A 21,752-nucleotide genomic window follows, 5' to 3' on the forward strand; every position below is an offset into this window, starting at 1 on the left:
GTAAAGCGAGCCTAATTAGGCTCGCTTTTTTGTATTCGAGATTATTTTATTTGCAGGCTAAATTTGGGCATTCAATAAGGTTGTTGTCGCAATATAATAAATTCGGTTTAATAGGAAAAGAATATAAATATTGATACAAAACGTAAACTGCAATCGAAACTGGAGGTTGGCTATGAAAACGATCGGCATGCTCGCTGGTATGAGTTGGGAGTCAACAACCAGCTATTATAAGACCTTAAATGAAGGCGTTAAAAATTCGTTGGGTGGGCTGCACAGTGCAAAATTTGTATGGTTAGCGTTGATTTTGCTGAAGTTGAAAGATTACAGCATCAAGGGAATTGGGCCGAGACTGCGAATATACTTAGCCAAGCTGCAAAGTCAGTAGAGGCTGGTGGTGCCGATTTTTTGCTTATTTGTACCAACACAATGCATAAAGTGGCTGACCAGATTGCCAGTCATATTACCATTCCTATTTTGCACATTGGCGATGCCACGGCTGAAAAACTCAAACATGATAAAATTACCTTTGTGGGTTTATTAGGTACTCAATTCACCATGGAGCAAAGCTTCTATAAAAAGCGCTTAGTCGATAAACATAATATTGAAGTAATTACTCCAGAGTTAGCAGAGCAAAAAGTTATTCATGATGTTATTTATTCTGAGCTTTGCTTAGGTAAGATAAACGATGGTTCTAGAACGCAGTATCTAAAAATAATACAGTCTCTTTATGACCGAGGTGCTCAGGCTGTAATTTTAGGTTGTACAGAAATAGCTATGTTGGTAAAGCCGCAACACACGAAGGTGCCTTTATACGATACAACTAAAATTCATGCACAAGAAGCTGTAAAATTAGCGTTATCTGAATGATTTTAGTTTGAATAACAATTATTTAGCAGATAATAAAAAACCGCCAAACGGCGGTTTTTGCTACCAAGCATTTATGAATTAATGACTTTTTTCAAAGTCGTTAACTTCGCGCTCGGCTTCTTCTTTAGATTTACCGTATTTTTGCTGGATTTTACCAACCAGCTCTGTACGGCTGCCTTCGATTTTGTCTAAATCGTCGTTAGTTAAGTCGCCCCATTTTTGTTGCGCTTTACCCTTAAGTTCTTTCCAATTACCTTCGATACGATCACTGTTCATAATTAGCTCCTTATAGTGGTTAATGAATTTACTTTCATTACATTAGAAGCAAACTCCAGACCATCTTTTAATTTCATTTAAATCAGTGGGTTAAATAACATTATTCACAAATTAATTTTTGTTAGGTTTAAAATTACATCGTTCTTACAAGGTGCTCTGTAATTATTTCAGACACATAACTTTATCGAAATAAGCTTTTATAAATAAATAGTTGTTAAAGCTGATTTTATTACTACATTTTATAGAGTGTCATAAAAATGTAATGAACAAAGGATTGGAGTAGATGAAAAGTATTAAAGCAAAGCTAATGTTAACTATAGTAAGTGCGTTTATTTTTATTTTGGTCGGTGCATTGTTTGCTCTGTATATTGTTCAAGGTGTTGCAAAAGATTTAGATAACCTCATAAACCAAGAGTTACACTCTCGCCAGCAAGTGAGCCTTGTTTTAAATCAGTTTAAATCCCAAGTTCAAGAATGGAAAAATATTCTTATCCGTGGTGAAAACCCACAACAGTATGAGAAGTATTTGGCGAGCTTTAAAGAAAAAGAACAGGCCGTGGCAAAGATTACCAACGAGCTTATTAAATCATCTCATTTACCCTCTAGTATGATTAAACAAGTAAAAGAGTTTAAGGTTGAACATGAAAAACTAGGGCAGCTTTACCGTGAGGGGTTAATAGCTTTTAAAGCCGCTAACTATAATACGCAAGCTGGAGATAGAGCGGTAAAAGGTATTGATAGAGCTTCGGTGTCTTTGTTGGCAAAGCTTAATAGCAGTATTGATAACTTGGTTAACACCAAGACTAATACCCTGATTGCTAAAAAAGAAACATTCATAACGCAAAGTATAGTCGTGCTGATGGTCTTAGCCTTTATTGTAATATTGCTGCTCACTTTTTATGTGCAAAAGCTGATCATTAAACCTGTCTTAGCAGCCTCTAAAATTGCTGACCAAATAGCAAAAGGAAATCTTGCAAATGAAATCAGAGTACATAGCAAGGATGAAATAGGTAAGTTGCTATTAAATTTAGATACGATGCAAGACAACTTAAATAAAATGCAAGATGACTTGACCCAAAAAATGGAGTATCAACGTGCTCAAGCACAAGAAAATGGCAGGATAAAGCAAGCACTTGATAATGCAACTTCCCCCGTAATGCTTGCAAATAAAGAAGGCGTTATTATTTACGCTAATCAACAATGTCAGGCATTATTTTCCCAGTATCAGGGAGCTATTGGACATACTCAGGAGTTGATGTCGCTAGAAGTTAAGCAATTATTTTCAGGCCAGGAGCAATTGCCAACTATACAAAAAGGTGAGTCACAACAAGTTAACTGTGAAGCCGAATTTGAACATGTCATATTAAATATTATTGCCAACCCTGTACTTGATGACGCCGGACAGTCAAATGGAGTGGTATATGAACTGACAGATTTAACACAGCAGCGTCAAGCTGAGTCACAAATAGAGACAATTATACAAGCAGCTGTAGCGGGTAAGTTAGCGTCAAGACTGAGTACTCAAGGATACAGTGGTTTTATGCTGGTTTTATCTTCAGGCATTAATAGAATGCTTGATGCCATAGTAAGCCCAATAGATCAAACCCGTGATTACTTGAATCATATAGCAAAAGGTAATATTCCGACGTCTATTGAAGGAAGTTACAAAGGTGATTTTTTAGAAATTAAGCAAAGCCTTGAAACATCAACTAACGCGATAAAAGAGTTAATAAATGACACTAATTATTTAGTGGATGCTGCCTCACAAGGGTTATTGTCAAAGCGCGCTGACGAAGAAAAACATCAAGGCGACTTTAAAAAGATAATCCAAGGAATAAACTCAACATTAGATTCGATCATTGAGCCAGTTCAGCTTACATCCCAGTACTTAGACGATATTGCCGTTGGAAAGCTACCTCAAGCCTTAAGTGATAAGTATCAAGGTGATTTTTTACAAATTAAAACAAGTTTAGAAACCAGTATTTTAGCGATTCAGAATATGGTGCAAGACAGTGCTCGTTTAGCCAGTGCTGCTAGCCAAGGTGATATTCAGGCCAGAGCCAATGAACAAGATCACAACGGTGAATTTTTAGCGATTGTTAAAGGGATAAATAGCACACTTGATGCCATATCAGCTCCTTTAGATGAATGCATTACAGTGATGCACTCACTCTCAGAGGGGAACTTGAGTCAACAAATTCAAGGTGATTACAAAGGCCAATTTAACGAGTTAAAACGCTCTGTAAATACAAGTGTAAGTAATTTATCAGACATGGTGTCTAAAATTACGTCAACCACTCTGACAATTACAGGCTCCTCGCACAGTATTCGCGCAGGGATGAATGATTTAAATACTCGCACAGAGTCACAGGCCGCATCAATTGAAGAAACAACAGCGTCGATGGGGGAAATGACAGAAACCGTAAAAGTAAACTCTACCAATGCGCATAAGGCAAACGAGCTTGCCATAGTGACAGATCAGCAAGCACAAGAAGGTGGGGAATTAGTTAATGACACTGTTAAAGCAATGAAGGAAATAAGTAATAGCTCTACAGAAATTTCAAATATTATAGAAGTAATAAATGAAATTGCATTTCAAACTAACTTGTTAGCATTGAATGCAGCGGTTGAAGCTGCCAGAGCGGGTGAAAAAGGCCGTGGCTTTGCCGTAGTTGCAGCAGAGGTAAGAAACTTGGCGCAGCGCAGTGGTAATGCATCAAAAAGTATTGCTGGGCTATTAAATGATAGTTCAGAAAAAGTGCAGCACGGCATGGAATTAGCTGCAAAGTCAGGAAAGACATTGAGTGATATTGTTGCAAGCATTAAAAATTTAGCATCACTTATGCAAGATATTGCCAGTGCTAGCAGCGAGCAGTCATCAGGTATTGCGCAAATTAATAGCGCGGTAAAAGAAATGGATAGGATCATTCAAATGAATGGTGAGCTTGTTGAAAATGCTAATTCGTCTAGCAACAGCTTATCAAAAGATGCAGAAGCGCTGAAAAGCTTGATGGGTCAGTTTACTGTTTAGCCTACAATTAGATAAAGAAAATTTTTTGCAGCACGGGTTTTATTTAGTTTGATACACTAGCTAAAAAGCCAACTTAGGTGAGAAAAGCGTGCTGCCCGTTCAGGATATCTATCAACAACTTGTCAATACATTAAAATTAAACCCGATGACCTTGCTGCAAGCCCCTCCCGGTGCAGGAAAGTCAACTTGGCTGCCGTTAAACTTAATGCGTGATGGGCACTTTAAACGTATTGTTATGCTAGAGCCACGACGTTTAGCTGCGCGTAATATTGCAAATTACTTGGCCAGTTGCCAAGGTGAACCTGTCGGCCAGAGTGTAGGCTTGCGGGTGCGCGGTGAAAGCAAAGTAAGCGCTCATACCCGCCTTGAGATTGTGACCGAGGGCATGCTCACGCGCATGCTACAAAATGACCCTGAGCTAAGTGATGTTGATTTACTGATATTTGATGAATTCCATGAGCGCTCTATTGCAGCCGATACATCCTTGGCTTTTGCACTTGAGAGCCAAGGTGCATTGCGCGAAGATTTAACTATTTTGCTTATGTCGGCAACACTTGATACCCAGCGGTATGTGGCATTTTTTGATTGTCCTGTTGTGCAATCGCAAGGACGAAGCTTCCCAATTGATGAAGTGTATATTCCATTAAAAGAAGAAAGTCGCTGGCTTGATGCAATCCCACAAATTATAAAACAAGCACTGAGCGAGCAAACAGGCAGCGCATTAGTATTTCTACCAGGGCAGCGCGAAATAGTGCGAGTGCAGCAAGCGCTTAATGATTTATCTACTGATTGTGAGGTGTTTACTCTTTTTGGTGAACAAGATAAAAGCCAGCAACAAGCTGCTATTGCACCAGCCATTCAGGGTAAACGAAAAATAGTACTGACGACGAATGTTGCAGAAACCAGTTTGACCATTGAAGGCATTCGCATTGTTATTGACAGTGGAAGGCGCCGCGCGGCCAGTTTTAATTTAAAAACTGGGGTGACAGAGCTGACAACACAAAGTATTTCTCGCTCATCGGCAGTGCAGCGGGCAGGTCGTGCTGGGCGTATAGAGCCCGGCGTGGTTTACAGATTTGGATCAAAGCAAACATTTGAACGGCGTAATAGCCACGATAGCCCAGAGATCCTCACCTCAGATATCAGCCAGCTCATGCTCGAAGCTAAGTTGTGGGGCGCTGATATTAATGAACTAACATTGCTGGATAAACCAACTGAGCAGCAAGCTAAGCAAGCATTGTGCTTACTACAGATGCTAGAAGCGGTGGACGCAAAAGGGAAGCTTACAGCATTAGGTGGCAAGATGTTGACCTTTGGCGCTGATATTCGCTTGGCACACATGCTATTAAAAGCACAGCAGCTAGAGCAACAATGCGCAGGCATATATCGGTTAGCTATTTATCTGGTCGCCTTATTAGAAAGTCGTGTTAATTGCGCTGCTGAACTTAATGTTGCTCTGCACAGTATGCAACAACGGCCCCATCCAGTATTTAAACAGCAGCTTAAATATTGGTATAGCCGTTTAAAAGTAAATGATGATAAAAGCGAGCTAAAGAGTGAATACCTTAGCGTGCTGGTGGCACTTGCTTATCCAGATCGCATTGCAAAAAAACGAGGAAATGGCTACTTACTTGCTAACGGTGCTGGCGCTGAACTAAATAGTGATTATTGGCACAACGACGAATACCTAGCAATAGCAACTATGGGTGGTCATAAAGGTGGGCGGATATTTGCAGCTACTGCTTTGAACCCGTTTGAGCTGGAAGAGTATTTACCGCATTTATTTACTGAGCAAACTCGGTGTGAGTTTGACGAAAAAGCAGGGCGCTTTATTCATCAAGATGAAGTGAAACTAGGCGCTATAACCCTTAGCAGTCAACCAAGTAATCAAAAGCTTGATAAAAATGAACGTGCTAAAGCATGGCTTAACTTATTTAAAAAACACGGTTTTACACTGTTTAACGAGCAGACTGATGCCCAGCAATTGCTGATTCGTATGAGTTTGGCCTATAAACTTTTACCAGAGCAATTCCCGCCTATTACAGAGCAATCGCTCATTGACCAAGCTGATACTTGGCTTGGCGTATATCTACAAGATATCAAAACCCTGGAGCAGCTTAAAAAGTTTAATTATTTTGAAGCACTGCAAAGCTGTTTTGATTGGCAACAGCAAACGGCATTAAAAGCGCTATTACCACTGCGCTTATCTGTACCGAGCGGTTCAAATATTAAAATACATTACCAACTCGATGGCCCAGCAAAGCTTAGTGTGCGCATGCAAGAAGTCTACGGTATGACAAGCTCGCCTCTACTTGCTCAAGGTAAATTGCCATTACTGATGGAATTATTATCGCCGGGAAAACGTTCGTTGCAGCTTACTCAAGATTTAGCCCACTTTTGGGCAACCAGTTACCGTGAAGTGCAAAAAGAAATGAAAGGCCGTTATCCCAAACATTTTTGGCCAGATGACCCTGCTAACAGTGTTGCCACCAATAAAGTAAAAAGTAGGATGTGAGCAGAATGAAATTGACTGTGTTTGATAACCTATACTTTTATAATTAAGCGCTTTTTAGTAGGCTGAAGCTGCAATTTTTTAACAAGGAGTTATGATGAAAAAGCCCTGTATTTTATTTTTCTTTATGGTTTTTGCCACATTTAATCTACAAGCCAGTGAAGAGCAAACAGCCGCTAAACAGTGGTTAGCTGTAGTAGATAGTGGTGATTACGCGTTGAGTTGGCAGCAAAGTGATGCATTCTTTAAAGAAAATGTTAGCCAAGATCTTTGGGTATCAAAACTAGGTGAAGTTCGCACCCCGCTGGGTGATGTAAAATCCCGTGAGCAAGTAAACCGTAAAACGTTTGATTCTCTACCTCAATTACCAAAAGGTGAGTACGTTTTACTGCAATTTAATACTTATTTTGCTAATAGACCAGAGTCGACAGAAACGGTTACTTTAAAAAAATCGGATCAACAATGGTTAGTGATTGGCTACTTTATTCAGTAGTTGACATGCTATCTATTTAACCAAGGAGTCGATATGTCTAATCGTATTACACTTGCTCAATATGTAGAAAAACGGACTGGCGTGCCTTTGGGTGCTAATGGTTCACTGAGTAATATGCTTAAACGCTCTTTTGGGGCGCCTTCATTCTATTTATTTTGGCGCTATTGGAACCCGATTTGGAGCTACTATTTGTCACGCTATGTGATGAAGCCGGTATCATCATTTTTGCCCCATTGGTGCGCTGTGATCATCACATTTGCAATCAGTGGGGCGTTACACGACTTAGCCGTAATGCTAATAAAGTCGAAAGTACTGTGCTTCTTTACTCCTTGGTTTAGCTTAATGGGTGTGTGCGTGCTACTAAGCCTCAGGCTAAATTTATCGTTCTCGCAATTTTCAATACCTGTAAGAGCCTTCATTAACTTTCTATATATTAGTGGTAGTTTTTACCTTACTGAACTGCTTTTTTAAATACAGCATTAAAAAATAAAGCTATACATTTCATTTGTTTATTGCTTAGATGACGTAAGTAATTAAAACAATGGAATAGCTGATGAAAAAAATAACAGCAATAGTATCGGTGGTTTTAATGTGTGTGTCGCTCAGTGTTACGGCTGCAAACAAAGAGCTAGAAACACTTGCCCAGCAATACTTTTCAACACTGGTCGCTACTCAAGCCCCGAGTGCAACGCGCAAAGAGTTAGAAGCTTTTTTGGCGTTATTAAGTGACGATGTTGGCAGCCAACATATTCCATTCCAACCTGATGATACCCGCGCACCTGACGGTAAAGAAAACATGCGCAAAGGGATGACATTTTATTTAGCTGCTCATACGGAATATGACGCCAAGTTACTCGACACATTTATTTTTAATAACTCTGGTTTTGCGATTCGTTATAGTCATCATGCTAAAGGTATTCATCCGCAAAACCAGCAACCTATAGAATATAGCCAGACTATTATGGATGTTATTGAAGTAGAAGACGGAAAAATAGTGATGATACGTAAATATCATCAGTAGTTTTACTTTTAACAATCAAAAAGGAGTTTTTAATGCCACATTTTGTGATTGATTGCGCCAGTTCTATTTTAGACGACCATGATGAGATGACTATTAATAAAGCAATACACAAAGTTGCTCATAGCACCAACTTATTTGTTGAAGGTGACATAAAAGTAAGAGTTAATCCCTTTGATAGTTACCTAGTCGGAAATAAGCAAGAGCCATTTATTCATGTATTCACCCATATAATGCAAGGGCGAACTATAGAGCAAAAAGCGGCACTATCTAAAGCGGTTGTCACTAAGTTACATGAGATGTTTCCAAGTGTTGAAAATATCGCTATGAATATAAATGACTTTGAAAAAGCGACCTATTGCAATAAAGCTCAGCTTTAAGCTTTCACCTAAAAAAGAATACCATGCTACGTTTAAGAAATTTCAAACCAGAAGATAAAACTTTACTCGTCAACTACTTAAATAACCCCGATGTAAAACGGTTTTTATCCCCCAAAATACCCTCGCCTTACACTATGGATGATGCCAGTTGGTGGGTTGAAACTGGCAGCAAAGCTAGGGGGATTTTTGCAATTGAAAAAGATGGCTTATTTATTGGTTGCGTCAGTGCAATCAAAGGGGAGCTTGAATATTGTAAATCAGCAGAGGTTGGTTATTGGCTCGCAAAAGAGTATTGGGGGCAAGGAATAGTCACTGAGGCACTCGCGTTATTGATAGAACAAGTTCAATCAATAACTGATATTGCTCGGTTACATGCAATTGTTTTTGATGGAAATACAGGCTCAGATAAAGTATTGCTTAAATCAGGCTTTAAGCATGAGGCGTTACTAGAAAAAGCGATTTATAAAGCGGGAACTTTCTATAATGCAAATCTATATGGCAAGCTTATGCATAGCACAGTATAAATCAGCAAGTTATTATAAAGTAGGCCTTGTGAGTTTTTGACTAACAAGGCCTTAAGTACTAAATTTTGCCAGTCAGTTCTTTAACGATTGCATTCATTTCAAGTGGCATTTGCGCCAAAATAGAATCATGATCATTTGCTAATACAAGGTCTTTTTCAATATAAGAAACAACTTCTAAGTTTTTAACATTGATGATGCCACCAAAAGCAGTAACACGTCTTACGCCGGGTACTGGAATACCACCGCTGCTGTCCACGTGTAAAACAATCACATTTTCAAAAGAGAAGTTTTTGTCTTTAATTGCGCCAGAGCTTTTCAATGTTTTGGTTAATTTATCCATAGAGTACTGTAAATCGGTCGCAATTTTCTGGCCATAGGTATTGATTTTATAATCACCTTTATTTGCACCACGGCGAATACTTTCACCTAAGGTCCAAGATAGGTTACCAACAGTACTATAAAGTTGTTGTGCAGATATTACCGAAGCGCCATATTTGCCAGCTACTCCAGCAGTAATTGCCAAGCCTACTTCCGTTTTATTTCCTGGTACGCCATGTAATGACACAGGGAAAATCATTGCAGGGTTAGAAGTAGAAAACTCAACAGGTAGTTTGTATTTATCATTTGTTTTAAGTTCTGTAGATACACAGCCTGTTAGAGCGAGTGAGGCAGCAAGTGATAAAGAGGCGATCGTTTTCTTTAGATAAGCATTCATAATAGTTCCTTTTTTAATTGTGTGGTGCTTCCTAGGGCGATGATTATACAAATGGTTTTAATTTACGCAATGTATAAAAAGAGCAGATCTTGCTGTGTTTTTTGTTATTTTCATTAGTGCAATGAAAATAAAGTACAGCTGTATAATTTAAGGTCTAGGGAAGAGGTTTGTTGTTGTTAAAAGGATTGTCTGGAAACGTGAGAAAAACTCACTTTTAGTGTTTTGTTATATTATAACCACATGTTTTTGCTAGTTAAATTGTTTTAGTTTGCATAGCTTTCTCTGCATCACTCATTTTGTCATAGAAATTGTGTACTAACGGAGTGTTGCTCTACATTGCTATAAAAATTGCTAGGTTTTGTTGCTTTGGCTTTGTTGGGGGTTGTATAAGGCAGTAATAGAAAGTGTTCCCCAAGAATACGGTACTCGGTATTAGTCCTGAAACCATAAGGTCTCAGGGCGGGAATCTGCGGTTTACCGTAGGCTTCTCGGTACATGCCGAGCTTGCACAATAGTAGACGAACAGAAACCCTAACATAAAATTTATCGGCTCAGGGACTTAACCAAGCTCCAGCACCTCAGGGAACAACTTTAGTATATAAGACATAATCCAATCCTTAAACCCAAAATCAAAATAAATCTACTGTTTGCATGGTTTTCCATCACTGGTAACCAAGTATTTACTTTTGGGTGTGCATTTTGACCACTGAGCTTCGCGTTATACAAGTAGCTTGATCCTAATCATACATTTTATTGGAGTTGCTATTTATCGAGTGGTAGCATTAGCTTAATTAACATAGCGAAGAGTCCATCATGAGCGAACTACCTGATTACCAACAAGCCCAATTATTACTTGAGAAGAACGAGATATTTGTTGCCCCAGCTGAAGCCCACGGCGTGATCAGTGGTTTACTTGCATGTGGATTGAGTATAGAGGCAAAAGAATACTTAGCCTTATTGAGTGACGTGTTCAATGATGGTCAATCATTTAGTAATGATCTAAAAACCTTTTTTGCCACTATTTATAAGCAAGTTGTAGATAGTTTTAGCGATGAAGAGTTTCAGTTTGACTTATTTTTACCAAGCGACGATGAAACACTCATCGACCAAGCAAATGGCTTAGTGTCGTGGGTTGCTGGTTTTATGTTGGGTTTTGGCTTAAAGCAAAAAGACTATGGCAAACTATCAGCTGATGTTAAAGAAGTTATTAGTGACTTTAGTGAGATTACTCGTCTAGATACTATGTTTGACGAAACCGAAGAAGACAGCCAAGCACTGCATGAAGTAATTGAGTACGTGCGAGTATCAGCATTGTTATGTTTTGCTGAACTTGGTAAAGAGCAAGTGACGGACACGAAAAAAACACTTCACTAAACAGTAAAACAGAGATAACTATGCCAACAGTGTGTATTGATAAAGCTGAGTTTAAAGCTCGTCGCGAGAGGTTACTCTCGATGATGGAACCAAACAGTGTAGCGATTATTCCTGCAGCCAGTGAAGTCACACGTAGCCGAGATACTGACTATGCTTTTCGCCAAGATAGTGACTTTTTTTACTTAACGGGGTTTAACGAACCTGATGCGGTATTAGTTCTCAGCTCAGCCAGTGAAACGCCTAGCACACTGTTTTGTTTAAACAAAGATAAGCTCGCTGAGATATGGCATGGCCGTCGTATTGGCTTTGAAAAAGCGAAAACAGAGTATTTATTCGACCAAACATGTGCACTCAGCGAGCTAACTGAACAATTATTGAATTTGGTGAACGGCCAGCAGATTTTATTTTATGCACAAGGTAGTTACCCAAAGTTTGATGACAAAGTGTGGTCCCTATTGGGCACTTTACGTAGTAACCGAACATATAAAGCCCCTAATACCATTAAGGACACTCGCGGTTTAATTCATGAAATGCGCTTGTTCAAATCCCCCGCTGAAATCAATATTATGCGCAGTGCATGTGAAATTAGTGCTGCCGGTCATATTCGCGCTATGCAGTTTGCTAAACCAGGCGTTACTGAATATCAACTTGAAGCTGAGCTACATCACCATTACGCGATGAATGGTGCGCGCCATCCTGCGTACGGTACTATTGTTGGTAGTGGCGATAATGCCAATATTTTACATTACACCGATAATAGCGATGTAATAAATAATGGTGATTTAGTGCTTATTGATTCGGGTTGTGAGCTACAAGGCTACGCTGCTGATATAACTCGTACGTTTCCTGTAAATGGTCAATTCAGTGAGCCTCAGGCTCAGCTTTACAATATCGTATTAGCTGCCCAAGAGGCTGCATTCACTGAAGTTAAACCAGGTGGTTGCCTTTCAAAAGCAAATAAACGCGCAATGACCGTACTTACTCAAGGCTTAATTGATTTAGGTATTTTGCAAGGGGAGTTACAAGAGCTTTTGGCTAGCCAAGCGTGCAAGGCATTTTATATGCACGGCCTTGGTCATTGGCTTGGTTTAGATGTTCACGATGTCGGTGACTACAAGCAAGATGAGAAAGAACGCTCATTTGAACCAGGCATGGTGCTTACCATTGAACCTGGGCTTTATATTAGCCTTGACGCCAAAGCACCCGAGCAATTTAAAGGCATTGGTATTCGTATTGAAGATAACCTGTTAGTTACAGCACAAGGCTATGAAAACTTGACCGCTAATGTGCCTAAGACTATCAGTGAAATTGAAGCGCTTATGAGCAAAGGCTAACTAAACGCTAGGAGTAAAGCGTGGCAGAACAGTTTGATGTTGTAATTATCGGTGGCGGCTTAGCAGGGGCAAGTTGTGCGTTAAGCCTTGCAAGTTATGCACCCGATTTAACCATCGCGGTTATTGAAGCCAATCAACCCAGTGATGACTATCACCCTAGTTTTGATGATCGCAGTATTGCACTTGCCCAGCAGTCGGTGCAATTTTTACAAACTGCCAATATATTTGACCCACAAGCGTCGTTTGCAGCTGCGATTAAACAAGTTAGTGTGTCAGATCGCGGCCATTTTGGAAAAACGCATATTGATTGCAATGAATTTGCACAAAATGCTTTAGGTTATGTGGTTGAGGTTAATCCGTTTGGGCGCTCTTTACATAGTCAATTAATGAATAGTGCGGTAAAAGTGTTTTGCCCTGATACCGTTGCAAGCTTAAATTACCAAGTAGACTCAGCACAGCTAATACTTGAGTCCGCAGCTGAGCTAAACGCAAAACTTGTGATCATTGCCGACGGTGCACAATCTCCAACGCGTCAGTTAGCCAATATCAACTTTAACACTAAAGCATATTCACAAGGTGCGATCATTGCGAACATTGAGGTGGACGGTGGTCACCATAATCACGCATTTGAACGTTTCACTGAGCACGGACCTATGGCATTACTGCCAATGAGTAATAACCGTTACTCGTTAGTTTGGTGTATGGAACCTGAGCAAGTAAAGCAGCATATGGCGCTTGATGATGACGCATTTATTATTGCGCTGCAAAGTGCCTTTGGTTATCGCGCAGGGCAATTTACTAAAGCGGGCGTGCGTGCGAGTTACCCGCTAGTTTTTGGTCGTGCTGATTCTCTTTTTAGCCATCGTACAGTATTAATTGGCAATGCAGGACACGCCATTCACCCTATTGCAGGGCAGGGCTTTAATTTAGGACTGCGGGATGTACAGTTATTATGTGAACTTGCCAGTAGCGAGCATGCAATGGGGAGTTACCCATTTGTGAGTGAATATGCCAAGCAACGCAACCACGATATTAATACAGTCATGACACTTACAGACGGGTTAGTCAGGCTATTTTCAAATAAATCTCGAATTCTTGCATTTGGCCGAAGTTGTGGTTTATTCACCATGGATTTATGTTCATCATTAAAAACACCACTGGCAAAGCAGTTAATGGGACAAGTAGCAAAAGGTAAACGACTATGAAGCAAGCACAAGTGTGTGTAGTGGGTGGCGGTTGCGTAGGATTGACGCTGGCACTGGGTTTAGCTAAAGCGAATATTAGCGTAGTTGTTGTTGATGCGGCTGCTAAACAGGCACCTCCAGGCGATGAATACGGGTTGCGCGTAAGTGCCTTGAGCCTTGCAAGTCAGGCATTATTTGAATCACTTAATGTGTGGCCAGAAATTGTTGCTCAACGCGCGCGAGCGTATACACATATGGATGTTCGCGACGAAGATAGCTTTGGTAAAATCGCATTTAATAGCGACGAGCTTGATTTACCCCAACTAGGCCACATCGTTGAAAATGACATTATCCGTTATGCTTTAATTAATGAGTTAGAGCAGCAAAGCCAAGCAACATTGTTATTTGATACGCGGTACCAGCAAATTCACCAAAGTGATAACGATGTATTTGTTACTCTTGAATCAGGTGAACCCATAATCGCTAAGCTTTTAGTGGCAGCTGATGGTGCAAATTCAGCCATTCGTAAACAGTTTAATTTACCAATCACGTTTAAAGACTATGATCATAATGCGCTTGTTGCCACGGTGAAAACGGCACAGCCACATGACAATACCGCGCGCCAAGTGTTTTTACCTACAGGGCCATTGGCGTTTTTACCTTTACCAGAAGCCAACACTCACTCTATTGTATGGTCAACCAGCCCCGCACATTGCGACACATTGTTAGCTTTATCTGATAATGACTTTAATAAAGCAGTGATGGCTGCGCTCGGTGGACAATGCGGTTTATGTGAAGTGCAAAGCCAGCGTGTCGCATTTCCACTCAAAATGCGTTACGCACAGCGGTGGGTCACAGGTAAAGTGGTATTGATTGGTGATGCTGCCCACACCATACACCCATTAGCAGGGCTTGGCATGAACTTAGGCCTTAAAGATGCAGCTTATTTAATTGAGTTGTTAAGCAATGAGTCCAATGGGTTTGCCGATGAGCGCACGTTACGTGATTATGAACGCACCCGTAAGCTTGATGCACAAAAGCACATTGCCATGATGCAAGGTTTAAAAGAACTATTTGAAGGCGCGCACCCGTTGAAAAAATTAGTTCGAGGGCTCGGATTAAGTATGGTTGATAACTTAGGGCCAATAAAACACTTGTTCGCCAGCCAAGCGATAGGCAAGTAAAACAACAGCCCCGTAGTTTAGGCTTTAGTCGAAAAAAGCACCGCTTTTTTTTGGCGTGCAGATAGCTTTTAATCAGCTTTTCGTGATAAATCACGACCTACAATTAGCTCGGGGTTTACCTGTAGGTTCGGCTTTAGCCGAAAAAGCAATGTGGCTTGAGGTTACTAATCTGTTTTATTTAAGCATGTTTTCGTGATAAATCACGACCTACAATTAGCTCGGGGTTTACCTGTAGGTTCGGCTTTAGCCGAAAAGGTTTCTGGTTTAATATAGGCGTAGAGTGACTTTTAAAACAGCTTTGCGCGATAAACCACGATCTACAAATAAATTGAATTCCAATATGGGTATTCATTTATTGAATGAACTAACTTTTTTCTAAGAGGGTTGGCAAGTATATAACGTGAAATTTGTTTACGGTCCTCCTCTTTCCTTAAAGCGTGGTCGTAGTAGTTTTTTTGCCATATTTGATTGTTTTGACTACTAAGTTTATTGATTCTAAATGCACTACCACCTTTGAGGTGAGCAATTGTTTTAGGTAAATTTTGTTGGCCTAACCTCAGTAAACCATGAAAATGATCAGGCATTAATACCCAAGTTAGCCATTTACATGCCATTTTTGATTCATTTAACTGTATCTGCTTGCAAAATAAGTGCGCAAATGGAAAGTGGTTAAATAATGTGGCTCTTGAGTGAGTATTAAAGGTAATTAAATATTCTTGATTATTAATTGAGTGGCGTCCTTTGCGAAGATCTTTCCACATGATATTTCCTCCATGAAGTTTCCTGTAAAGTATACAAAACATACACACTTTTGCTTTATCTTTATCTAGCTTTCGTGATAAATCACGACCTACAATTAGCTCGGGGTTTACCTGTAGGTGCGGCTTTAGCCGAAAAAGCAATGAGGATTGAAGTTGCAGATCACTTTCATAAAAGCCTTTTTTAATAACTCATGACCTATAAAAAAACCGTGTTTGAATTAACAAACACGGTTTTATATTTTTTAGCCTTTAGCCTTTAGCCTTTAGCCTAGAAAGCGTAGCTATAACCTAGCTGTAACGTGCGAGGCTTACCAGGTTGAATACCGCCATTTGCACGGTTAGCAACGTAGGTTTTATCAAACAGGTTATCCACTGTTAGGTATACTTTTTGATTGTCATCAATTAAGTATTTAGCAGCTAAATCCCATACTACGCGACTGTCGATAGCATTTAGGCCATCTGTAGATAAGTCAGCGTGAGCATCTGATACGTAACGTACTTGCGTGTCAAACACGAAGCTTGAAAGCTGCGCACCCATAGACAAGGCAAGTTGGTTCTCAGGCACGTAAGGCATAGCGTCGCCTTTACTTACAGAGCCCCAAATGTCTGACTCAAATTCATTTTTAAATTGAGAATCAGTGTATGTGTAAGTCAAACGCACAGGGAATGATGCACTGTTAGTAGCAAAAACGCGACCAGCAGAAAATTCAAAACCTGATACTTCTACTTCACCATAGTTGTATTGATCGCCAATGTTATCATCGTTACAACCTACAGATGCTGTGCAGTTACCGTGCATGTTGTCGTAGTCAGAGAAGAATGCAATAACCTCACCATCAAAACCAGCGACGTTATAACGGCCACCAAACTCAATGTTTAAGCTTTCTTCTTCTTCTTGATCTGCGTTGCCAGGTGCTGCAGGTGCATAACCTTGTTGAATACCTGCAAGTAGCGTTAGGCTATCGCTTACAGTGTAAGTTGCGCCGAGTGACGGGATTAAGATTTGCGTATCGTTAGAGATGTCTTTTTTAAGAGCACCTTCACGCTTTGGATCTGTTTTTTCCCATTCTTGGCGATTAATAGTGATATCTTCATAGCGAAGACCTGCACTAACCACTAATGCATCCATAGTCCATTCGTCATGAACAAACAACGTTGTTGCTTCAGCGCTATCAATGCGGTTGCTGTTAGAGCCAGGTAAGCCTTTGCTTGTCAGGGTCATAGAAAGATCTTGGTTAAGCGTGTACTTGTCTTCCCACTGGAAACGATCCATTTCATCTTCATGGTAGCGTACACCAACTGTTAGGTAGTGGTTGCCCGCTGGAATGTGTAACTCAGACTGAATACCTTTTGCTTGGTAATCGCGGTTATTGGCTTTAATACCGATGCCTTCGATACCTTCGCTGGTAGGGTTTGCTTCAAACTCGCTGTACTGTTGTAAGTAGCTTTCGCTTACTTTGCTTGCTTTGTACCAGTTACGATGAAAGTCGTTTAAATATGCTGTTGCAAGTAATTCATAGCCATCACCAAAACGGTATGCATAGTTTAATTGATATGCATTGTGTTGCGTGTTCATTACATCATTTTGCGAAGCCGCATAACGACGATATGGAGATTCATCGTAATCAGCTTGTGTTAAACCCATGTAAGTTTCATCAGATGTTTCGTCTGAGTATTTAACTTTCATTTCAAGGTTATGTGCTTCGTTTTCACCAAAGTCAAAACCAAACTTTACTAATAAGTCGTTTTTTTCAAAACCGGTATTGTCGCTGCCTACAGGTAAGTCTTTAAAGCCATCAGCGCCGTAAGTAAATACTTCAACTAAACCTGCGGCATTATTTTTCTTTTTACCAAAGTAAGCATGGCCTTTATAAAAACCGTCTGAACCAAGTTCAGCATTAACTAAGCCTGTTGAGCCTTCAGTAGGTAAGCTACGCGATACTAAGTTTAATACACCACCTGTTGTACGTGGGCCATACTTAACCGATGCCGCGCCTTTTAAAATTTCAACTGATTCCATACGACCCATTGTTGGGAAGTAGTATGCCGAAGGTGCTGAGTAAGGAGCGGGCGCTGCAAGTACACCATCTTCCATTACTGAGATTTTATCGTTACGGCCAGTACCTGTACCGCGCATACCAATATTAGGGCGAAGGCCATAGCCATCTTCTTCTTGAACATAAACACCCGGTACAGAGCTTAATACACGTGAAATATCTGTGTATTCAAATTTCTCTAGTTCTTCGTTACTAATAAAAGTTGCTGAGCCAGGAATATCATTAATGGCAGCCTGTGAGCCAATTACAGTAATTTGCTCAAAGTTCTTTTCTTCATTAGTTGCATCTTTTGCAAACGAATTGGCACTTAATGATAAAGCGATAGCCGTCGAAAGTGTTGAAACAATAAACTTAGGTGTCATTGTGCTTCCTATTTGGGTTTGATTTTGATTCTAATTTAAACTGGCACAATTTAAACATGTAAAATAATACGAATCAATCCTATTTGTGATAATAATATCGCTAACTGATTGTTTATTGTACACTGCGCTCAAGAAGCACATGTAAATATAATGGGGACAGATGATTTGAGTATATGTAAGGAGAGTAACTAGCCTTAAGTTAAACGCAGCGCAATAAACTCAGCGAGTTTATCGGCCGCATTATCAGGCTGATCAGCTCGTTTAATTAAACTAATACCAATTTGCCCAAGTTCAGGTAGGTGTTTTGTTTGTAATTGATAGTTAAGCTCATGTGGTACGGTACTTTTTGCCAGTACGGTAATGCCAAGCCCTTCTTTCAATGCCGCAGTTAGGCCTGTTAAGTCAGCATTACTGTAGGCAATTCGGTAATTTATACCAGCTTGTTTTAAGGCTTCAATGGCGCGGCGGCGATAAATACAGCCTTCTGGCGCGGTTACTAATGTCACTACTTCGTTTTGCACTAATGATAAATCGCCAACCCATACTAGTTGGTCTTGCATAAAAACGGGGAATTTCTCTGAGTTTAAATCTTCATTTAATGCCAAAACTAAATCAAATTGATCTTCTCGCGATACAGAGAGTAAATGTTTGCTTAAACGTGATTTAACCTCTAACGATACATCGGGATATAGCGCTATAAAATCGCCAATGATAGAGGGCAATATACGCGCGGCAAATTCACTGGGAATACCTAACCTTACCTTGCCTGTTACGTTCTCTTTGGTAAACAACTGTAAGATACTATCGTTTTGCAACAGCATGTGTTTTGCCATCGGCAATAATAGTTCACCATACTGGTTAAGCACTTGGCGCTGGCCTTGCTTTTTAAATAGCTTATGGCCGAGCATATCCTCAAGGCGCTTAATTTGTAAGCTCACAGCAGGTTGAGAAAGGCCTAATAATTCGCCTGCTTTAGCGAATCCACCGACCTCGACCACGGTAATTAAGGTGCGTAATCCATCTGTTGAAATATTCTTCATATAAAAAAATTCAATTTATCGGGTTAAATACATAATTATTATTTATCAATTGATAAGAAATTACAATTTGTTGTTCACCAGCTCGCACAATATAATTTCTCAACTATAGATTGATAGGTGTCAACGATGACTTTTACTCCAATAATGTTTGCTCGTCACAGCCAACTAGAAGCGCCGCAAAGCAATATGCTGCAGGCCGATAATAATAGTGTGGTCATTGATTTTTGCGGCACTGAAGCAATCCCATTTTTAACGACTATTTTAGGGTTAGATCTAAATAAACTAACCGCCAGTGGCCTAGGCCTAAAAGGCACGTTAGACGGCGACTTAAATAGCACCTATAGTTTTGCTTTGTATTTCTTTAGCGAGACCGCATTTAGATTTGTTTTACATAGCGATGCTAGCGCGCAATTACAGTCACTTATTTGTGAGCAGCAACTACGTTACGATATAGAGTTTGTAGTACGTAGTGATTTAGCTGTATTAACCTTATGTGGTGAGCAAGCGTTTGATACTTTGATTGATGTTTTTAAGCTTACCCCTGGTTTGCGCTTATCTAACGCGATGAGCTGTTATGGAGCACAAAGTGGCGAGGTATTTATTACCGCCATTGATAAACAATCTCAACAGTATTTTCAGCTGGTGGCTAAAACCCCAGCGCTGGCAATATGCCAAGCAACATTACAGCAACGAGGGTTTGATTTAACTCTGCCAGAAGTTGCTTAACTAGTTTTTAAAACTCGGTATTAAAACCGTGTTTGTAGTAACAAATCGCAATTTGGGTGTCAGTGCAGTACAACTTATGTATAATCGCCGCCCATGTTATTCCCCCTCATTCAATTGAGGCCACGCCCAACATTGGGTTAATTATAAAGTGAAGGAATATTATGACTTCTAAAACAGTTTTACATGCAAAGCACCTTGAAGCTAACGCTAAAATGGTTGATTTCCACGGCTGGGAAATGCCAATCAACTATGGTTCGCAAATCGAAGAGCACAACGCAGTGCGCACCGATGCTGGCATGTTTGACGTATCGCACATGACGATTGTGGATGTTAAAGGCGAGCAAGCACAAGCATTCTTACGCAAGCTAGTTGCTAACGACGTGGCTAAGTTAACTGTTCCAGGTAAAGCCTTATACACAGGTATGCTTAACGAACAAGGCGGCGTAATCGACGACCTTATCATCTACTTCTTCTCTGAAACGCAATACCGCTTAGTGGTTAACTCAGCAACTCGCGAAAAAGATTTAGCACATATGTCTAAAGTATCAGCCGATTTTGCCGTTGAAGTGACTGAGCGCCCAGAGTTTGCAATGATTGCAGTACAAGGCCCTAACGCTAAAGCAAAAACAGCCACACTTTTAACAGCTGAACAACAAGCTGCCGTTGAAGGTATGAAGCCATTTTTTGGTGTTCAAGTTGGTGATTTATTTATTGCGACAACAGGCTATACTGGCGAAGACGGTTACGAAATTGTAGTACCGAACGATCAAGCTGCTGATCTATGGCAACAACTGCTTGATGCAGGTGTAGCACCAGCAGGCCTTGGCGCGCGTGACACACTACGTTTAGAAGCAGGTATGAACCTTTACGGCCTAGACATGGACGAAAGCGTTTCACCGCTTGCCGCTAACATGGCGTGGACAATCGCGTGGGAACCTGAAGATCGTGACTTTATCGGTCGTGATGTATTAGTTAAGCAACGCGCAGAAAAAAGCACAGACAAACTAGTTGGCCTAGTGCTTGAAGAAAAAGGCGTGTTGCGTAGCGGTTCAAAAGTAATCGTTGAAGGTGGCGAAGGCGTTATTACCTCTGGTACTTTCTCACCTACACTTGGTTTTAGTGTTGCTCTTGCACGTGTACCACGTTCAACCGGCGAGACAGCCCAAGTAGAAATGCGTAAAAAATTAGTTAACGTAAAAGTAGTTAAACCAAGCTTTGTACGTAACGGTAAGTCTGTACTTTAAAGTATTAATTAAAATTTGGTGTTATCACCCAATAATACCAATCATGTTGAGTTATTAACTACTTATAGCGACAGATAAATAGAGTGATAACAAGGCATTAATTTTGATATGTAGTTGTTCTACCTGATAAATTAATAACGCAGTTAGCGCTTTATTTAGACAGCTAGAATGGTTAAATATTTAAGTTGATTGGTATCAAAACCAAAGGAACAAACAAATGAGCAATATCCCTAGCGAGTTAAAGTATGCCTCTTCACACGAGTGGGTTCGCAACGAAGGTGACGGTACTTTCACTGTAGGTATTTCTGAGCATGCACAAGAGCTTCTTGGCGACATGGTATTTGTTGAATTACCAGAAGTAGGCGACGAAGTAGACGCTGGCGAAGATTGTGCAGTTGCAGAGTCTGTTAAAGCAGCATCAGACATCTACGCACCAATCGGTGGTGAAATCATTGCAATCAATGAAGATCTTGAAGATGCACCAGAAACTGTAAACAACGACGCTTACGGCGACGGTTGGTTATTCCGCATTAAAGCATCTGATGAGTCTGAGCTTGAAAACCTGCTTGACGCTGAAGGCTATGCAAACACTATCGACGAAGACTAATTATTAGTTTTCGCCGTACTAAAAGCCCCGTCATACACAGTACTAACGGGGCTTTTATGATTT

At 40.3% G+C, this 21,752-nt stretch carries 19 protein-coding genes, 1 other RNA gene and 1 pseudogene; 15 read left to right on the forward strand and 6 right to left on the reverse strand.

The window, feature by feature from the left end; genetic code table 11:
* Positions 1–172 precede the first annotated feature (172 nt).
* Positions 173–867 (forward strand): annotated as a pseudogene (locus ACFI4Z_RS18055) (aspartate/glutamate racemase family protein).
* 78 nt (positions 868–945) lie between these two features.
* On the opposite strand, the gene ACFI4Z_RS18060 reads toward ACFI4Z_RS18055, so the two are convergent.
* Positions 946–1,143 (reverse strand): CsbD family protein, encoded by a 198-nt coding sequence (locus ACFI4Z_RS18060; protein WP_099296450.1) that lies wholly within the window; start codon positions 1,141–1,143, stop codon positions 946–948.
* Positions 1,144–1,426: 283 nt separating this feature from the next.
* Between ACFI4Z_RS18060 and ACFI4Z_RS18065 the strand changes: the two genes are divergently transcribed.
* From ACFI4Z_RS18065 to ACFI4Z_RS18095, 7 genes are all read left to right on the forward strand, one after another.
* Entirely contained in the window at positions 1,427–4,174 is a 2,748-nt protein-coding gene (locus ACFI4Z_RS18065; RefSeq protein WP_462671756.1) for a methyl-accepting chemotaxis protein, read from the forward strand.
* 88 nt (positions 4,175–4,262) lie between these two features.
* Positions 4,263–6,689, forward strand: a complete 2,427-nt coding sequence (hrpB, locus tag ACFI4Z_RS18070; protein ID WP_462671757.1) for an ATP-dependent helicase HrpB — start codon at positions 4,263–4,265, stop codon at positions 6,687–6,689.
* A gap of 94 nt (positions 6,690–6,783) precedes the next feature.
* Positions 6,784–7,179 (forward strand): DUF4019 domain-containing protein, encoded by a 396-nt coding sequence (locus ACFI4Z_RS18075; protein WP_462671758.1) that lies wholly within the window; start codon positions 6,784–6,786, stop codon positions 7,177–7,179.
* A 33-nt stretch (positions 7,180–7,212) separates the two neighbouring features.
* Positions 7,213–7,650 (forward strand): acyltransferase, encoded by a 438-nt coding sequence (locus ACFI4Z_RS18080; protein WP_462671759.1) that lies wholly within the window; start codon positions 7,213–7,215, stop codon positions 7,648–7,650.
* A 118-nt stretch (positions 7,651–7,768) separates the two neighbouring features.
* Positions 7,769–8,200 carry a nuclear transport factor 2 family protein gene (locus ACFI4Z_RS18085; RefSeq protein WP_462671774.1) on the forward strand — a complete coding sequence of 144 codons (432 nt, stop codon included), beginning with the start codon at positions 7,769–7,771 and terminating at the stop codon, positions 8,198–8,200.
* Positions 8,201–8,232: 32 nt separating this feature from the next.
* Positions 8,233–8,577 carry a 5-carboxymethyl-2-hydroxymuconate Delta-isomerase gene (locus tag ACFI4Z_RS18090; RefSeq protein WP_462671760.1) on the forward strand — a complete coding sequence of 115 codons (345 nt, stop codon included), beginning with the start codon at positions 8,233–8,235 and terminating at the stop codon, positions 8,575–8,577.
* 23 nt (positions 8,578–8,600) lie between these two features.
* Positions 8,601–9,101: a GNAT family N-acetyltransferase gene (locus tag ACFI4Z_RS18095; RefSeq protein WP_462671761.1), complete on the forward strand. Its 501-nt coding sequence runs from the start codon at positions 8,601–8,603 to the stop codon at positions 9,099–9,101.
* A 58-nt stretch (positions 9,102–9,159) separates the two neighbouring features.
* Here ACFI4Z_RS18095 and ACFI4Z_RS18100 read toward each other — a convergent pair whose 3' ends face one another.
* On the reverse strand, positions 9,160–9,816 hold the full coding sequence (locus tag ACFI4Z_RS18100) for a hypothetical protein (RefSeq protein WP_462671762.1): 657 nt from the start codon (positions 9,814–9,816) through the stop codon (positions 9,160–9,162).
* Positions 9,817–10,220: 404 nt separating this feature from the next.
* Positions 10,221–10,404: non-coding RNA, 6S RNA (gene ssrS / locus ACFI4Z_RS18105), on the reverse strand.
* 225 nt (positions 10,405–10,629) lie between these two features.
* On the opposite strand from ssrS, the gene ACFI4Z_RS18110 reads away from it, so the two are divergent.
* The 4 genes from ACFI4Z_RS18110 to ACFI4Z_RS18125 are packed head-to-tail and all read left to right on the forward strand — an operon-like array spanning position 10,630 to position 14,892.
* A complete protein-coding gene (locus ACFI4Z_RS18110; RefSeq protein WP_462671763.1) occupies positions 10,630–11,190 on the forward strand; it encodes a UPF0149 family protein in 561 nt (186 codons plus the stop codon).
* A 20-nt stretch (positions 11,191–11,210) separates the two neighbouring features.
* Positions 11,211–12,524 (forward strand): Xaa-Pro aminopeptidase, encoded by a 1,314-nt coding sequence (gene pepP / locus ACFI4Z_RS18115; RefSeq protein WP_462671764.1) that lies wholly within the window; start codon positions 11,211–11,213, stop codon positions 12,522–12,524.
* A gap of 20 nt (positions 12,525–12,544) precedes the next feature.
* A complete protein-coding gene (gene ubiH, locus ACFI4Z_RS18120; RefSeq protein WP_462671765.1) occupies positions 12,545–13,729 on the forward strand; it encodes a 2-octaprenyl-6-methoxyphenyl hydroxylase in 1,185 nt (394 codons plus the stop codon).
* Positions 13,726–14,892, forward strand: coding sequence for an FAD-dependent monooxygenase (locus tag ACFI4Z_RS18125; RefSeq protein WP_462671766.1), 1,167 nt, complete (start codon positions 13,726–13,728; stop codon positions 14,890–14,892). Before ubiH ends, ACFI4Z_RS18125 begins: the two co-directional genes overlap by 4 nt.
* Positions 14,893–15,209: 317 nt before the next feature.
* Here ACFI4Z_RS18125 and ACFI4Z_RS18130 read toward each other — a convergent pair whose 3' ends face one another.
* From ACFI4Z_RS18130 to ACFI4Z_RS18140, 3 genes are all read right to left on the reverse strand, one after another.
* Positions 15,210–15,653, reverse strand: coding sequence for an REP-associated tyrosine transposase (locus ACFI4Z_RS18130; protein ID WP_462671767.1), 444 nt, complete (start codon positions 15,651–15,653; stop codon positions 15,210–15,212).
* 268 nt (positions 15,654–15,921) lie between these two features.
* Positions 15,922–18,072, reverse strand: coding sequence for a TonB-dependent receptor family protein (locus ACFI4Z_RS18135; protein ID WP_462671768.1), 2,151 nt, complete (start codon positions 18,070–18,072; stop codon positions 15,922–15,924).
* Between the two features lie 194 nt (positions 18,073–18,266).
* Positions 18,267–19,112: a LysR family transcriptional regulator gene (locus ACFI4Z_RS18140; RefSeq protein ID WP_394191746.1), complete on the reverse strand. Its 846-nt coding sequence runs from the start codon at positions 19,110–19,112 to the stop codon at positions 18,267–18,269.
* Positions 19,113–19,238: 126 nt separating this feature from the next.
* Between ACFI4Z_RS18140 and ACFI4Z_RS18145 the strand changes: the two genes are divergently transcribed.
* From ACFI4Z_RS18145 to gcvH, 3 genes are all read left to right on the forward strand, one after another.
* Complete coding sequence (locus ACFI4Z_RS18145) at positions 19,239–19,838, forward strand: hypothetical protein (RefSeq protein WP_462671769.1); 600 nt, start codon at positions 19,239–19,241, stop codon at positions 19,836–19,838.
* 161 nt (positions 19,839–19,999) lie between these two features.
* Positions 20,000–21,082 carry a glycine cleavage system aminomethyltransferase GcvT gene (gene gcvT / locus ACFI4Z_RS18150; protein WP_462671770.1) on the forward strand — a complete coding sequence of 361 codons (1,083 nt, stop codon included), beginning with the start codon at positions 20,000–20,002 and terminating at the stop codon, positions 21,080–21,082.
* Positions 21,083–21,299: 217 nt separating this feature from the next.
* Entirely contained in the window at positions 21,300–21,689 is a 390-nt protein-coding gene (gcvH, locus tag ACFI4Z_RS18155; protein WP_099296427.1) for a glycine cleavage system protein GcvH, read from the forward strand.
* Positions 21,690–21,752: the final 63 nt, after the last annotated feature.

The organism is Pseudoalteromonas sp. RWi3, assembly GCF_054960735.1.

Coding starts and splice junctions, on each gene's coding strand:
- ACFI4Z_RS18145 (WP_462671769.1), top strand. CDS start 19,239: ATGACTTTTACTCCAATAATGTTTGCTCGTCACAGCCAACTAGAAGCG.
- ACFI4Z_RS18125 (WP_462671766.1), top strand. CDS start 13,726: ATGAAGCAAGCACAAGTGTGTGTAGTGGGTGGCGGTTGCGTAGGATTG.
- ACFI4Z_RS18130 (WP_462671767.1), bottom strand. CDS start 15,653: ATGTGGAAAGATCTTCGCAAAGGACGCCACTCAATTAATAATCAAGAA.
- ACFI4Z_RS18075 (WP_462671758.1), top strand. CDS start 6,784: ATGAAAAAGCCCTGTATTTTATTTTTCTTTATGGTTTTTGCCACATTT.
- ACFI4Z_RS18060 (WP_099296450.1), bottom strand. CDS start 1,143: ATGAACAGTGATCGTATCGAAGGTAATTGGAAAGAACTTAAGGGTAAA.
- ACFI4Z_RS18080 (WP_462671759.1), top strand. CDS start 7,213: ATGTCTAATCGTATTACACTTGCTCAATATGTAGAAAAACGGACTGGC.
- ACFI4Z_RS18135 (WP_462671768.1), bottom strand. CDS start 18,072: ATGACACCTAAGTTTATTGTTTCAACACTTTCGACGGCTATCGCTTTA.
- gcvT (WP_462671770.1), top strand. CDS start 20,000: ATGACTTCTAAAACAGTTTTACATGCAAAGCACCTTGAAGCTAACGCT.
- ACFI4Z_RS18090 (WP_462671760.1), top strand. CDS start 8,233: ATGCCACATTTTGTGATTGATTGCGCCAGTTCTATTTTAGACGACCAT.
- pepP (WP_462671764.1), top strand. CDS start 11,211: ATGCCAACAGTGTGTATTGATAAAGCTGAGTTTAAAGCTCGTCGCGAG.
- ACFI4Z_RS18140 (WP_394191746.1), bottom strand. CDS start 19,112: ATGAAGAATATTTCAACAGATGGATTACGCACCTTAATTACCGTGGTC.
- gcvH (WP_099296427.1), top strand. CDS start 21,300: ATGAGCAATATCCCTAGCGAGTTAAAGTATGCCTCTTCACACGAGTGG.
- ACFI4Z_RS18085 (WP_462671774.1), top strand. CDS start 7,769: ATGTGTGTGTCGCTCAGTGTTACGGCTGCAAACAAAGAGCTAGAAACA.
- ACFI4Z_RS18095 (WP_462671761.1), top strand. CDS start 8,601: ATGCTACGTTTAAGAAATTTCAAACCAGAAGATAAAACTTTACTCGTC.
- ACFI4Z_RS18110 (WP_462671763.1), top strand. CDS start 10,630: ATGAGCGAACTACCTGATTACCAACAAGCCCAATTATTACTTGAGAAG.
- ACFI4Z_RS18100 (WP_462671762.1), bottom strand. CDS start 9,816: ATGAATGCTTATCTAAAGAAAACGATCGCCTCTTTATCACTTGCTGCC.
- ACFI4Z_RS18065 (WP_462671756.1), top strand. CDS start 1,427: ATGAAAAGTATTAAAGCAAAGCTAATGTTAACTATAGTAAGTGCGTTT.